Origin of the sequence: Streptomyces sp. NPDC005805 (genome assembly GCF_040630445.1) — a bacterium.
Taxonomy (GTDB): domain Bacteria; phylum Actinomycetota; class Actinomycetes; order Streptomycetales; family Streptomycetaceae; genus Streptomyces.
The window spans coordinates 1-13505 of record NZ_JBEXXN010000003.1; the positions used below are offsets into that span (position 1 = coordinate 1).

Genomic DNA, 13505 nt, shown 5'->3' on the forward strand with positions numbered 1-13505 from the left:
GCGCGCCCCCGCCGGCCGGGGCGGGGGGTGCCCGGGGGGGGGGGGTGGGGGGGGTGATTACCCCGTTGCGGGTCCCCCCCTAAAGGGGGGGGGGGGGGGGGGGGGGGGGGGGGTGGGTTTTCCGTGCGTGCGGGCTGCGGTCGAGCACGTGCTTTTCAGCCCGTCCGGCGTTTGAGGACACGGCCGTAGGCCGTGCCGCGTCCACCGGCCCGCAGGCCCGGTTCCCGCCTCAATCGCCGGCGGGGCTGAGCAGTCGGCCTTGGCCCGGTCCGGGAAGCCGGGTAGCCCGGCTTGGCCGGGGCCGAGGCGCGGGCCCGGGCCCGCGGGGCGGAAAGGGTGGGCGGCGGGGCGCGGCGTCACCAGGACGCGGTACCTTCGCCACAGGCACACCCCGCCCCACCCGGCCCAGCCGAAACGCACAGCAGAGCGGAGTCGCAGCGTGAGCGTCCACACCACCGAAGGGGCCGACCCGTTCGGAACGGCGCGGCTGCGGCGCGGGGTGCTCGACTCCTGGGGCGCGAGCCCCGCCCGCTTCCGCGAGGACGCCAACGCCGAGGAGGACCTCGCCCTCGGCGGCTACCGCGACCGCCTCGTCGTCGAACTCGCCCAGAACGCCGCCGACGCCGCCGCCCGCGCCCGCGTCCCCGGCCGCCTCCGCCTCACCCTCCGCCCCGGCAGCGGCGACGACCCCACCGTCCTCGCCGCCGCCAACACCGGCGCGCCCCTCGACGCCACCGGCGTCGAATCCCTCAGCACCCTGCGCGCCAGCGCCAAACGCGAGGCCGCCGACGCCACGACCGCCGTCGGCCGCTTCGGCGTCGGCTTCGCCGCCGTCCTCGCCGTCAGCGACGAACCCGCCCTCGTCGGCCGCCACGGCGGTGTCCGCTGGTCGCTGCCCGAGGCCCGGGAACTGGCCTGGCAGACGGCCCGGGCCAGCCCCGGCCTCGGCGACGAACTGCGCCGCCGCGACGGTCACGTCCCCCTGCTGCGCCTCCCGCTGCCCGCCGAGGGCTCCGCGCCCGAGGGCTACGACACCGTCGTGGTGCTGCCGCTGCGCGACGGCGCCGCCGTCGACCTCGTCGAGCGCCTGCTCGCCGGGATCGACGACGCGCTGCTGCTCACCCTCCCCGGTCTCGCCGAGGTCGTCGTCGAGACCCCCGACGGCGTCCGCGAGATCCGCCGCGTCCCCGACGACCGGCGCACCCCGGACGGGGACCACGGCGGTCCGTACGTCCGTATCGAGGACAGCGCCCGCGCCGACGCCCGCCGCTGGCGCGTCGTCCACCGCGGCGGGCCCGTCGAGCCCGCCCTCCTCGCGGACCGGCCCGTCGAGGAACGCCTGCGTCCGCACTGGTCCGTCACCTGGGCCGTGCCCGTCGACGCGGACGGCGCGCCCGCCCGTCCCGACACCGCGCCCGTCGTCCACGCGCCCACGCCCACCGACGAACCCCTGGGCGTGCCCGCCCTGTTGATCGCCAGCCTGCCGCTGGACCCGACCCGCAGGCACCCCGCGCCCGGTCCGCTGACCGACTTCCTCGTGGCGCGCGCGGCCGACGCGTACACCGAACTCCTCGCCGGCTGGCGGCCGGTGACGACCGGCACGATCGACCTGGTGCCCGGCCCGCTCGGCAAGGGCGCGCTCGACGGCGCGCTGCGCGCCGCGATCCTGGACCGGCTCCCGCGCACCGCGTTCCTGGAGCCCGCCCTCCCCGCGACCCCGCCGGCCGACCCCGACCCGGACACCGCCGGTCTCCCCGGCCGTGACGCCCCGCCCGCGCTGCGCCCCATCGAGGCGGAGGTCCTGGAGGGCGCGGGCGCCGAGACCGTGCGGGTGCTCGCCGAGGTGCTGCCGAGCCTGCTGCCCGCCGGTCTGGAGCGCCGCGTCGAGCTGCGCACCCTCGGCGTGGCCCGCGTCCCGCTGACGGAGGCGATCGACCGGCTCGCCGGTCTTGAGCGCGCCCCCGACTGGTGGCGCAGGCTGTACGACAGCCTCGCGGGCACCGACCCGGACCGCCTGACCGGTCTGCCCGTCCCGCTCGCCGACGGCCGCACCACCATCGGCCCGCGCCAGACCCTGCTGCCCCTCGCCGACACCCCGGCCGACCTGGCCCGTCTCGGCCTGAAGGTCGTCCACCCCGACGCCGCCCACCCCCTCCTGGAGAAGCTCGGCGCCCTCCCCGCCACGCCCCGCGCCGTCCTGACGACCCCCCAGGTCCGGGCCGCCGTCGCCGCGTCGCTGGACGAGGGCGAGATCTGGGACGAGGACGCGGACACCCTGGACGCGGAGGAGCTGGCGGAGACGGTCCTCGCGCTCGTCCGGGACGCGGAGCTGGAGCCCGGCGACGAGCCCTGGCTCGGCGCCCTCGCCCTCCCCGACGAGGACGGCGAACTCGCCCCGGCCGGTGAACTGGTGCTGCCCGGCAGCGCGTTCGCCGCCGTGATGCGGGAGGACGAACTCGCCCTCTGCGACGCCGAACTGGCCGAGCGCTGGGGCGAACAGCCCCTCGCCGCCTGCGGGGTGCTCGCCGGCTTCGCCCTCGTCCGCGCCACCGACGTGGTCCTCGACCCGGACGAACTGGAGCCCCGTGAGGGCGACTTCGCCGAACCGGACGACGCCGGGCTGCTGGACGCCGTCGACGTCTGGTGCGAGGACGTGCTCGACCGGCTGCCCGAGAGCCCGCTCCCGCCGGTCGCCACCGAGATCGTCGCCGTCCGCGACCTGGACCTCGTGGACGACGACCGCTGGCCGCAGGCCCTCGCCCTGCTGTCCCGGCCGCCGCTGCGGGACGCGCTGACCCAGCCCGTGCGCGTCCTCCTCCCGGACGGCACCACCGAGACCGTCCGCCCGTACACCGCCTGGTGGCTGCGCGACCACCCCGTCCTGGACGGCCGCCGCCCGGCCGGTCTGCGCGCGGCGGGCGCGGACCCGCTGCTGGAGGGACTGTACGAGGCGGCCGACACCACCGGCTTCGAGGACGCCCAGGTCCTGCACGCCCTCGGGGTGCGCACCTCGGCCGCGGCCCTGCTGGACGAGCCCGGCGGCGCGGCGGAACTCCTCTCCCGGCTGGCCGACCCGGACCGCCCGGTCCGCGCCGCCCAGCTCCACGCCCTCTACACGGCCCTGGCCGAGCTGGACCCGGAGCAGGTGACCCTCCCCGACGAGCTGCGCGCGGTCGTCGACGGCGAACCGGTCGTGGTCGACGCGGCCGACGCGGTGGTGGCCGACACCCCCGACCTGCTGCCCCTCGCCACCGGCCTGCCCCTCCTCCCGGTCGCCCCGTCCCGCGCGGCGGACCTGGCGGAGCTGTTCCAGGTCCGGCGCCTGAGCGAGGCGGTCACGGCGGAGGTGACCACCGAGGGCGAGGAGCACGAGGTCCCGGCCTCGGTCCGCACCCTGCTGGGCCCGGCCACCCCCGCGACCTACGTCGAACACGACGAACTGCTCGCGGACGGGGTCGAGTTGGACTGGCGCCGCACCCCGGACGGCACCATCCACGCCGCCACCTTCGAGGGCGTCGCCGCCGGCCTCGCCTGGGCCGCCGGCCAGTGGCCCCGCCGCTTCGAGGTCGCCGCCCTCCTGGAGGACGCCTCCCGCACGGCCGAACTGGAACGGGACCGCTGGTTCGACACGTGACCGGCGGCCGGGACCTGCCCAGGAGGTGTCCGGCGGCTCAGGGAGCGGGCGCTCCGGACGCGGTGCCGGGGCACTCCGCGCGGGCGTACAGGGTGACCCGGCCGCCCTTCGCGTCGGTCCGCCCGCAGACGGTGAACTCCCGTTCCAGCACATGCCTCTTGGCGATCTCGCCCGGGGTGTCGTCCAGGGGCTGGCCCGGCGGGTCGCTGAGGACGACGACCCGGTCCGCCCCCGCCAGCAGGCGCGCGATCTCGGCGGCGGGGCGTTCCGTGCCCTGGAGGGTGCCGGAGGCGCGCGGCGACTCCCGGAGGGCGAGGTCGTGCAGCCCGGCGTACTCGGCCGGGTACGAGAGCAGCCACTCGCGGCGGCGCGCGGGCGCGAACAGCACCGCGTCACCGGGCCGGGCCAGCCGCCCGACCTCGTGCGCGAGGGCGGTGACGTCGTCCTTGCGGCTGTCCGGCGTCCGCATCTGCACGCTGACGGGCAGCAGCGCGAGGACCGCGACCACCGCCGCGCCGCCCGCGACGGCCGCCCGGACGCCCCGTGGGCGGCGGCCGAGGAGCCGGACGGCGGCGGTCCCCGTCAGCAGCGCCACGCCGATGTTCGTGTAGAGGACGTACCGGTCCACATACAGGGGCTCGTGGACGGCGGCGGCGAGCAGGGCGGCGGTCGGCGCGAGGGCGAGCGGCAGGGCCAGCCGGGGGACGTCCGCCTCGCGTCGCTCCGGCGGCCGGGACAGGTACCGGCCGCAGACCGCCACCAGGACGGCGACCCCGGCGATCTCGGCCCACTCGCGGAGCGCCGGACCGCTGATCCACGACACCTGCGCCGACTGCCGGGCGCTCAGCACCACCAGCGGCAGCAGCACGACCACGACCGCCACCGCGACGAGGCCGAAGCCGCGCGGCCGCCGCCCGGGGCCCGGGGCGCGGTACCAGGTGATCCCGTGCGCGAGGAGCACCAGCACCGCGAACTCGTGCAGCAGCGACGCGGCGGCGACGGCGAGCCCGTAGAGCACCCAGCGCCGGGCCGTGGGGCCGTCGAGCCGGATGCGCACGAAGACGTAGCTGGCGAGGGCGACGAGCGCGCACACCATCGCGTACGAACGCCCTTCCTGGGCGTACATCTGCACCTCGGGGAGCACCGCGAACACGACCCCGCTCGCCAGCCCGGCGGCGGGCCGCGAGGTCAGCCGCAGCGCGATCGCCGCGACGAGCCCGGCGGCGACGGCGGTCGCGACCACCGAGGGCAGCCGCAGGGCGATCAGCCCGCCCTCCCAGACGCCGAACAGCGCGTGCATCAGCAGGTAGTGGAGCCCGTGCACGGCGTCCGCGTGCTTCAGCAGCTCCACGATCTCCGGCAGACTCCGGTGCGCCACCTGATACGTGACGGACTCGTCCCGCCACATCGCCCCCTGCCGCCCCAGCCCCCACCACCCGAGCCCGACCGCCACCCCCACGGGCCCCACCACGGCCCCGACCCGCCACCACCCCGCCGACGCCGTGTCAGGCCCCGCCGCTCCCACGGGCACGGAGGGCGCGGGGCGCGCGGGGCGCTCCTGGCTCTGGACGTCGATGATTCCTCCGCGGGGCGGGGCGGGGCGGGGGTGGCGGTGCGGGCGAGACGCGCCAGAGGGAAGGTAGTTGACGGGAACCGTCACCGGGGCCGGTATTCGATGTGCTCGATGTGCCGGATCACCAGGTCGGCGAAGCGGGGAACTCCGGCCTTCGCGAGCCTCGCGAGGGCATCCGTGAGGCTGGTCGGCGGACGGCGCTTCTCAGCGGCGAGCCGGACCACCGTGCCCGCCACTTCGTCCGGGAACTCGCCGTAGAGCTCGCACAGATACGCATCCGGGTCGAGCACGCGGACACCGTGCGCGGCCAACTCCTGCGCGGGGAAGTCGCTGAGGTTCCAGGTGACCAGCGCATGCGCCCCGGCGGCCACGGCAGCGGCGGCGTGGTGCCGGTCGTCGGGATCGGCGCCCGGCATGCTGTCCACCAGGTGTGCGTAGGCGGACGTCGTGATCTCGCAGTCGGCGAAGAAGCACCGGACGGCCCGTGTGACGGAAGCAGCCGACTCCGCCGACCGTCTGCCCTCCCGGACGATGACCCGCTCCCACTCGTCGAGGAGCCGTTCGGACCACACGATCTCGTGGACGGAGTCCTCCGTGAGGGCCAGCACGACATCCATGACGGAGAACGGGAACAGCACATTGGTGTCGACTAAGACACGCGCCGCCACGTTTTTCCCTCCCTGCGCTCGGGGCAGCCCGAACGGACTTGGTCAATCAGTGGGTTCGGGCTCGTCCAAGAGGTCGGCGATCCGCCGCCTGCCCTCCCTGCGACGCTCCCGCTGCTCCTGGAAAGCCAGCACGTCCGCCAGCCGTACGACGCGGTGACTGCTGCCGGGCAGGTGCTCCGAGGCGATGTCTCCGGCGTCCAGCAGCCGGACGACGAACGGGCGGGACAGTCCCAGAAGTTGAGCGGCCTCGGCCGGTGAGAGCAGTGCCTCGGACGCCAGAACCGTTACCGCATGCCCCTGAGCGAGTTGACCGGCCGACGCGAGGAGTACGCGCACCAGCTCCCACGGCAGGGCCTGCTCACGGCCGTCCGGTGCGCGGACCAGCAGCTCGACCTGTTCCGGAGCTTCCGCCGCCAACCGGGCGGCAGCGGCGAGGGCGGGGTTGTGCGAGGGGTCCGGTTCGACCTTCTCGGCCTGGGCAAGGACGCTCGTCCGGGTCATGGTCCGCCTCCGTTCGCCGGTCAGCAGCAGCCGTTCGATCACCAGCTGTCTGAAATAACTGTAACCATCGGGTCGGGGGGCGGCAAGCGCACCCATGGAGCGGTCTCAGACCGCGATCACGCGGACGCGGCCCTCGCTCAGTAGCGTCAGATCCTCGGTGTCCGAGGTGAGGACGGTCACCGGCGGGGGCGAGGCGAGGGCCGTGGCGGTCACGATCGCGTCGAGGGCGTATGTGTGCCCGTGCAGGCTCGGGTCCTTTGGGGAATCCCGTGCCCCACCGCCCCCTGGCGAACCGGCCCCGGAGGGGCCATGACGCCCACCGGCCAACCGGCCCCGTGGCCGCCGGGCCCCGGCCGGGTCAGCCCCGGTGCGGGGGCTTGAGGGTGGTGACGAAGTCCGCCCACGCGGTGTCGGCGAAGGTGAGGGCCGGGCCGTGCGGGTTCTTGCTGTCACGGACCGGGACGTGGCCGGGGATGCCGTCCGCGACCTCGACGCAGTTGCCGCCCGCCTGGTTGCTGTAACTACTCTTTCGCCAGGAGGCGTCGCGCGGACCGGGAAGGGAGAGCGAGGTCACGGTAATCGTCCTCCAAGGCGGTTTGGATCAGGCTGAGGGACCTGCGTGGTGGCAGAGCGGCCTCCCGGAGCCGATCGTAGGTCAGTGCGAAGCGTTTGACGTCTTCGTTTTCCTCGAAAAGCTGACCTTCGTACGCGCCTTCCGTGTAGGCGACTTCAGAGCCGTTCGGTAACGTCAGGAGGGTCAGCGACCCGCCGAGCATGCCGTGCGCGCCGTGGTCGAAGGGGAGAACCAGGACCGTGATGTGCGGTTCGGCGGCTTCGCGCAGCAGACGGGTCAGCTGCGCTCGCATCACCTCCGGCTCGCCGATTGGCCGCCGCAGCACCGACTCGTCGAGGATCACCAGAAGCTCTGGCCGATCCGGGGCGGAAAGCCGCTCTTGGCGCTCCAGTCGGGCGGTCAAGCGTTCCCGCAATTGGACTTCGTCCTTGAGTGCGGGGTCCACCCCCAGCAGGGTGTGCGCGTACTCCTCGGTCTGGAGGAGGCCGGGCACGACGTGGGCGGTGTATTCCCGAATCGCCGTCGCCTTGGCGGCGTGCGCCATGAACGTCCGCGACCAGTCCGGGAAGGACTCCCGGTGGACATGCGGCCAGAGGTCGATCAGGAGGCCGTCCGCGCCCAGCGCCGCGTCCAGGGCGCGGGCCAGCTCCAGCGTCGGCTTCGCGCCGGACGCGCGCTCGATCTGGGTGATGCGGGTGCTGACCACGTGGACCAGCACGCCCAGTTCCGCCTGGGTCAGCCCGGCCGCCATGCGCAGGCGGCGGACCTGCGCGCCGAAGAGGGCCGCCATGGACTCCTCGGGCTCAATTGCTTTGGCCATGGGCTCACTTCCGTTCCTTACCGCTCGCGATGTAAGGCAGTCCGCCCTTCCGAGCGTAGGGCCGCCGGACCACTCTTGAACACGGAACGTCACCATCCGCACACCTGCGGGTGGTGTCCGGGAGTGAGAGACCGAACAGAACGGGACGGGCGGAACGGTGCTGAAGACCACGACGGGCACGGCGGCGGCCACGGGGACGCCCACGGAGGCGGGCGTGCGGGAACAGGGCGGCGGCAGCCAAGTCGCCGAGTTCACCGCGCTGTTCGGCTCGACGCGTCGGGGCGCGCGGCTCGCCCGCCGGGTCGCCGTCCGGCATCTGGCCGACTGGGGGCACCCCGCCGACTCCGACCTCTCCTCGACCGTCGCCCTGCTGGTGGCGGAGCTGGCCGGCAACGCCGTGCGCCACGGGCACGTGTCCGGAAGGGACTTCCTGCTCCGGGTGCGCGCGGACGGCCGGTGCGGACGGGTGCGCGTCGAGGTCTCGGACGCGTCCGACGAGCTGCCCCCGGTCACCGCCACGACACCGGCCGACGACGAGGTGTCCGGCCGGGGCCTGCTCCTGATCGACGCGCTGGCGGACCGCTGGGGCGCGGAGAAGCGGGACCCGGTGGGCAAGACCGTCTGGGCGGAGGTCGGGACGGGGGGCGGGGGAATCGCACGCTAACGGCACGCCACCCGGCGCGCGGCCCCGTGCCGGCGGCTGTACGACCACGTCACCGCCGTCAGCAGCGGCGGAACGGTGAACAGCGGCGCGAAGGCCAGGGCCCAGACCGTGTGCGCCGCCGTGCCCGACAGGTAGCTGTCGCTCTCCACGGTGAGGAGCACGACGAGCTGCCACACCGCGATCAGCAGCGCCGCCCCCGAGGCGCACCAGGCCACTGCGGCCAGGGCGCGGGGTCGCAGCGGACGCCATCGTTCGCTCACCAGCAACAGCGGGAACAGCGCGGCGAGTTCGGCGAGGACGGAGAGTCCGACGACGTACGCGATGCCCCAGCCCGGGATGCCGTAGACCTCGCGCAGCACCTGGTCGCTGTAGCCCACGGGCACGCCGGCCGCCATCGCGATCCGCCACAGCCCGGACGGGACCGCGCACCACGCGACGGCGTGCGCGGCGCGACGGGCCCATACGGGGGCGGGCAGGAGGCGGGGCACGGCACGGGGCGGGACCGGTGTCGTCGTCATGCGGCCATGCTGGCCGCGCCACACCCGCCCCCGCGTCGTCGTACGCGGCGGACCCTCTCCGCCGTGCGGGGGAGAGGGAGGCGCCGCCGGTCGGACCTCAGTCGGGGAGCGCGACGGTGAGGTCCAGCTCCACGAGCTGGCCCGGGTAGCCGAGTTGGGCCACGCCCAGCAGCGTGCTCGCCGTGGTGAACGCGGGTGCCAGGGGCGACTGCCGGAAGATGCGCCAGGCGTTGGCGAGGACGCTGCCCCGGTCGCTGACCACGTAGATCACGGACCGCACGACATGCTCCGGCCCGGCGCCCAGCTCGGCGAGCGCGGTCAGGGCGTTGGCGGCCACCTGGCCGACCTGCGCGGGCACGTCCCCCTCGCCGATGAGGTCCCCGGTCACGTCCAGGGGGCACTGGCCGGCCAGATAGGCCGTCCGGCCCGCCTCCACGATGGTGATGTGGTGGTAGCCGGGGGTCTCGTGGAGGGTGTCGGGATTGATCCTGCGGATCGATGACGTCATGACGGGCATCGTCGTCGGGGGCGGGCGGGTGCCGCAAGCGGATTGGGCGCCAGGGTTCGGCAGCAGGGGGCGAGCCGATGTCACTGCCCCCGGATCGGCACGCGATCCCGCGCCGGTATCCCGTGTGTGGGCTGTCGGTCGCCTGTGCGATGATCTCGTGAATTTTGTCAGAGCCCATGGGGGGGCCATGCCGAGTCCGGCAACCACGCGTCCACGTTCCCGAAGATCCGCCACCACGACCGTCGCCGCTGCCCTGACGGCCTTGCTGGCGGTGCTCGTCTCGCTGTTGCTGCCGGTCACGGCGGCCACCGCCGACGAGAAACCACCTGCCGCCGAGGAGTGCGCCGAACTGACGCTCGCGCCGTTCGGCGACCCGGGCGACACCGTCGAGAGCGGCACGCTCACCGGCGGCACGCAGAAGTGCTACACGATGCGCGCCGAAGCGGGCGAGCACCTGTTCCTGCTGCGGGACAACCGTAACGAGGTCATGGGCAAGATCGAGGGCCCGGACGGACCGCTCGACTGCTACGCCAGCAGCAGCCAAGCCGGGCGCTGCGCCGTCCCGGCCGCGGGCGAGTACACCGTCCGTGTCCGCAACGACGGCGTGGACACGAGCGACTTCCGCTTCTTCGTCGTCCCGCTGACCCAGACCGAGCGCTGTGCCGACCCGATCGGCACCTCCTGGGACCAGCCGGTGCAGGAACGCACCACCGCGAAGCACTTCCAGGTCGACTGCCAGTGGTTCGACGCGAAGCCCGGCGAACGCGTCGTCACTTACGCCAGCACCAAGGTCTACGGCGATGTCACCGACTGGATCACCGATGAGACCGGCGCACAGATCTGCCCGCGGGACTTCGACCGGCCCGGCTGCGCGCTGCCCGGCGACGGCCCCTACCGGGTGCTGTCCTTCGCCTCCAGCGACGAGACGCCCGTGCGCTACGGGCTCCAGATCGCCCGCCTGAACGACCCGCAGGGGTGCCCCGAGGTCTCCGTCGGCCGTTACGGCGCGCCGCCCGCCTTTCCCTCGGCCGGAGTCCGCTGCCGGATCCTGAAGGTGCCGGCCGAGGGCCGCTACCAGGTTCAGCCGGTCGACGACCGCAACGGAGAGCACTGGACCTTCGTCTACGACAAGGATTCCAACGAGGTCTGCCGCGGTGGCTGGTGCACCTTCCCCGCCGCCGGCTCGTACCTGCTGGTCGTGGGCGACCCGAACCGCGTGAACGACTCCGAGTACGCGACGGCCTACCTCGACCGGACCGGAACCGAGGGATGCGTGAAGGTTCCCGAGGGTCGGTACGACGGACGGCTGGACGCCTCGGGGCAGTGGGACTGCCTCGAACTGCCCACCACCGAGGAGTCGCGCTACTCCCTCCAGATCCGGCGGGGCAACGGTCCGCTGGTCTCGGCGGAGGTCGTCGACGCCAACGGCGCCTACCAGTGCGGGGCGGACGTGCTGGGCACGTCCGACTGCCGTCTCACGGGCACGCCTCCGTACCGTGTCCTCCTCTCGGCTGACGAGGGCGAGGAGCCGGGGCCGTACGCCCTCACCCTGCGGCGCACGGACGGTCCGCCGCCCGCGCACTGCGCCGTGATGCCGCAGAGCGCCTTCGGCGACGAGTCCAAGGCCACCCGTCTGACGACCGGCGACGGTGTGTTCACGCACTGCCTCGCCATTCCGGCGGACGCCCATTCCGCCGGTGAGGTCTTCCAGATCCGGAACACCTCCGGGAACACCTTCGCCAACTTCGCGGTCACCGACTCCGCCGGCGACCTGAAGTGCGAGCGCAACTCGGTGAAGGACGGCTGGTCCGTCTGCCCGCTCACGCCGGGCAAGGCCCACACCGTCGACTTCCGGGGGCAGGACCTCCCCGCCACATACACCCTGACCCGGCGGGACGTCACCGCGACGGCCAAGGGGTGCACACAGAGTGCGGCCACCACCGTGGGCGGGCCCTCGCAGCCGGGCACCGTCGGTGCCGCAGGCGACCTGAGCTGCCACCGGGTGACCACGGCCGCCGCCACGGACCGGCTGCACCTCGACGTCCGGGACGCGCTAGGCACGGTGAACCTCCTTCCGCTCGGCGCGGACGGGGAGGCGGTCGGCTGCTCCTTCCGCAACCGGTCGTGCGTGGCCACGGGTTCCACCAGCTACCAGCTGCTGACCCAGGTCCCGGCCGGCCTGAAGTCGCCGGGCACCTACCGGGTCGACGCATGGCGCATCGCCACCGCCGACGGCCCCGCGAAGGAATGCCCCCGCGCCGCCTCGGTGGCGTACGGCTACGGGCCCGTGACCGGGAAGCTGACCGAGGAGCGGACGGCGGTCTGCGCCGTGCTGCCCACGGTTGCCCACGACTGGTTCGACGTGACGGCCGAGGACACCTCGGGCGGCGACGTTCCCGCGGGCGTGTCGTACTACGTCGGCACCGCGCAGAACAGCTGTGGGACGGGGACCGGCGGGCCTCACTCGTGCAACGTGCCGCGCCCGGCGACGGGCACGGCGAACCCCGGTGTCCTGGTCGTCTCCCTGCCGGACAAGGTCTCCGAACTGCCCTTCCGGGCCGAGGCGGTCTGCGGTACGCCGTGCGGCGGCGAGCGCTTCCGCGCGGAGTCGGTGACCCCGGGGTCGGCCCCTTCCGGTTCGACGGTCGAACTCACCGTGCGGGGAACCGCGCTGCACAAGAACGACGAGGTGAACATCCTGGTGGGCGGCAAGAGGCACGCGGCCACCGTCACCTCGGTGTCGTCGGACTGGCGGACCCTCAAGGCGTCCTTGAACCTGACGGGCGTGCAGCCGGGAACCTACACGGTCAGCGTGATCTCGCACCGGGGCATTGAGATGCACCCTGGCTCGCTTGAAGTCACCGCCCCGCTGCCGCAGCTCACCGGCACGTTCGAGCCGGTGCAGCCGACGCGGCTGATGGACACCCGGTCGGGTCTTGGCGTGCCGAAGGCGCAGGTCGGTCCGCAGAAGACCGTGACGTTGCAGGTCGCCGGTAAGGGCGGGGTGCCTGCGTCGGGTGTGACGGCGGTGGTGTTGAACGTGACGGCGACGAAGGCGTCCGCGTCGTCGTATGTGTCCGTCTATCCGGCGGGCACGCAGCGCACCAGCGCGTCGAACCTGAACGTGGCGGCCGGGGTCACGGTCCCCAACCTGGTCGTGGTTCCGGTGAAGGACGGGAAGGTGACGTTCTACAACAACGCCGGGTCGCTGGACCTGATCGCGGACGTCTCCGGCTACTACACCTCCGGCAGTGGTGGTTCGACGTTCGAGCCGGTGCAGCCGACCCGGCTGATGGACACCCGCAGCGGTCTGGGTGCGCCGAAGGCGCAGGTGGGTGCCCAGAAGACGGTGACCCTCCAGGTGGCCGGTAAGGGCGGGGTGCCGGCGTCCGGGGTGACGGCGGTGGTGTTGAACGTGACCGCCACGAAGGCGTCCGCGTCGAGCTATGTGTCCGTCTACCCGGCCGGTACGCAGCGCACCAGCGCGTCGAACCTGAACGTGGCGGCGGGCAAGACCCGGCCCAACCTGGTGGTCGTCCCCGTCAAGGACGGGAAGGTGACGTTCTACAACAACGCCGGGTCGCTGGACCTGATCGCGGACGTCTCCGGCTACTACACCGAGGCGCGCACGGGCTCCACCTACCGGACGGTGCAGCCGACGCGGCTGATGGACACCCGCAGCGGTCTGGGTGTGCCGAAGGCCCAGGTCGGTGCGCAGAAGACGGTGACCCTCCAGGTGGCCGGTAAGGGCGGGGTGCCGGCGTCCGGCGTCACCGCGGTGGTGTTGAACGTGACCGCCACGAAGGCGTCCGCGTCGAGCTATGTGTCCGTCTACCCGGCCGGTACGCAGCGCACCAGCGCCTCCAACCTGAACGTCGCCGCCGGGGTCACCGTCCCCAACCTGGTGGTCGTCCCCGTCAAGGACGGGAAGGTGACGTTCTACAACAACGCCGGGTCCCTGGACCTGATCGCGGACGTCTCCGGCTACTACACCCGCTGAGGCCACCCGCCCCACAGCCAAGGGCCCCGTCGCACTCCGGTGCGG

The 13505-nt window shown here is 73.7% G+C and carries 10 protein-coding genes and 1 pseudogene; 3 read left to right on the forward strand and 8 right to left on the reverse strand.

Annotated elements, in window-relative coordinates; genetic code table 11:
• The first annotated feature begins 439 nt into the window (after positions 1-439).
• Entirely contained in the window at positions 440-3634 is a 3195-nt protein-coding gene (locus ABZ457_RS02650) for a molecular chaperone Hsp90 (RefSeq protein WP_359153100.1), read from the forward strand.
• Positions 3635-3671: 37 nt separating this feature from the next.
• On the opposite strand, the gene ABZ457_RS02655 is transcribed toward ABZ457_RS02650, so the two are convergent.
• The 6 genes and pseudogenes from ABZ457_RS02655 to ABZ457_RS02680 all read right to left on the reverse strand — a co-directional run bounded on the left by ABZ457_RS02655 (position 3672) and on the right by ABZ457_RS02680 (position 7770).
• On the reverse strand, positions 3672-5093 hold the full coding sequence (locus ABZ457_RS02655; protein WP_359153102.1) for a glycosyltransferase family 39 protein: 1422 nt from the start codon (positions 5091-5093) through the stop codon (positions 3672-3674).
• Between the two features lie 197 nt (positions 5094-5290).
• Positions 5291-5875, reverse strand: coding sequence for a PIN domain-containing protein (locus tag ABZ457_RS02660; protein WP_359153104.1), 585 nt, complete (start codon positions 5873-5875; stop codon positions 5291-5293).
• Positions 5876-5917: 42 nt separating this feature from the next.
• Positions 5918-6376: a helix-turn-helix domain-containing protein gene (locus ABZ457_RS02665; RefSeq protein ID WP_359153106.1), complete on the reverse strand. Its 459-nt coding sequence runs from the start codon at positions 6374-6376 to the stop codon at positions 5918-5920.
• A 105-nt stretch (positions 6377-6481) separates the two neighbouring features.
• Positions 6482-6622 (reverse strand): annotated as a pseudogene (locus ABZ457_RS02670) (DNA-binding protein); the annotation flags it as partial.
• A gap of 112 nt (positions 6623-6734) precedes the next feature.
• A complete protein-coding gene (locus tag ABZ457_RS02675) occupies positions 6735-6950 on the reverse strand; it encodes a DUF397 domain-containing protein (protein ID WP_359153108.1) in 216 nt (71 codons plus the stop codon).
• Positions 6898-7770: a helix-turn-helix transcriptional regulator gene (locus tag ABZ457_RS02680; RefSeq protein WP_359153110.1), complete on the reverse strand. Its 873-nt coding sequence runs from the start codon at positions 7768-7770 to the stop codon at positions 6898-6900. Before ABZ457_RS02680 ends, ABZ457_RS02675 begins: the two co-directional genes overlap by 53 nt.
• Before the next feature lie 157 nt (positions 7771-7927).
• On the opposite strand from ABZ457_RS02680, the gene ABZ457_RS02685 reads away from it, so the two are divergent.
• Entirely contained in the window at positions 7928-8434 is a 507-nt protein-coding gene (locus tag ABZ457_RS02685) for an ATP-binding protein (protein WP_359153112.1), read from the forward strand.
• Here ABZ457_RS02685 and ABZ457_RS02690 read toward each other — a convergent pair.
• Both ABZ457_RS02690 and ABZ457_RS02695 read right to left on the reverse strand, forming a co-directional pair.
• On the reverse strand, positions 8431-8952 hold the full coding sequence (locus ABZ457_RS02690; protein WP_359153114.1) for a hypothetical protein: 522 nt from the start codon (positions 8950-8952) through the stop codon (positions 8431-8433). The two genes, ABZ457_RS02685 and ABZ457_RS02690, sit on opposite strands and share 4 nt — an antisense overlap.
• Before the next feature lie 97 nt (positions 8953-9049).
• Positions 9050-9460 (reverse strand): RidA family protein, encoded by a 411-nt coding sequence (locus ABZ457_RS02695; protein WP_359153116.1) that lies wholly within the window; start codon positions 9458-9460, stop codon positions 9050-9052.
• A gap of 262 nt (positions 9461-9722) precedes the next feature.
• Here ABZ457_RS02695 and ABZ457_RS02700 point away from each other — a divergent pair, with 262 nt between their 5' ends.
• Positions 9723-13460: a Tat pathway signal protein gene (locus tag ABZ457_RS02700; RefSeq protein ID WP_359153118.1), complete on the forward strand. Its 3738-nt coding sequence runs from the start codon at positions 9723-9725 to the stop codon at positions 13458-13460.
• Positions 13461-13505 lie beyond the last annotated feature (45 nt).

What these genes read in the sequence shown, in the direction of transcription:
- ABZ457_RS02680 (WP_359153110.1), bottom strand. Translation starts at nt 7,770, where the DNA reads ATGGCCAAAGCAATTGAGCCCGAGGAGTCCATGGCGGCCCTCTTCGGC.
- ABZ457_RS02695 (WP_359153116.1), bottom strand. Translation starts at nt 9,460, where the DNA reads ATGACGTCATCGATCCGCAGGATCAATCCCGACACCCTCCACGAGACC.
- ABZ457_RS02665 (WP_359153106.1), bottom strand. Translation starts at nt 6,376, where the DNA reads ATGACCCGGACGAGCGTCCTTGCCCAGGCCGAGAAGGTCGAACCGGAC.
- ABZ457_RS02690 (WP_359153114.1), bottom strand. Translation starts at nt 8,952, where the DNA reads ATGACGACGACACCGGTCCCGCCCCGTGCCGTGCCCCGCCTCCTGCCC.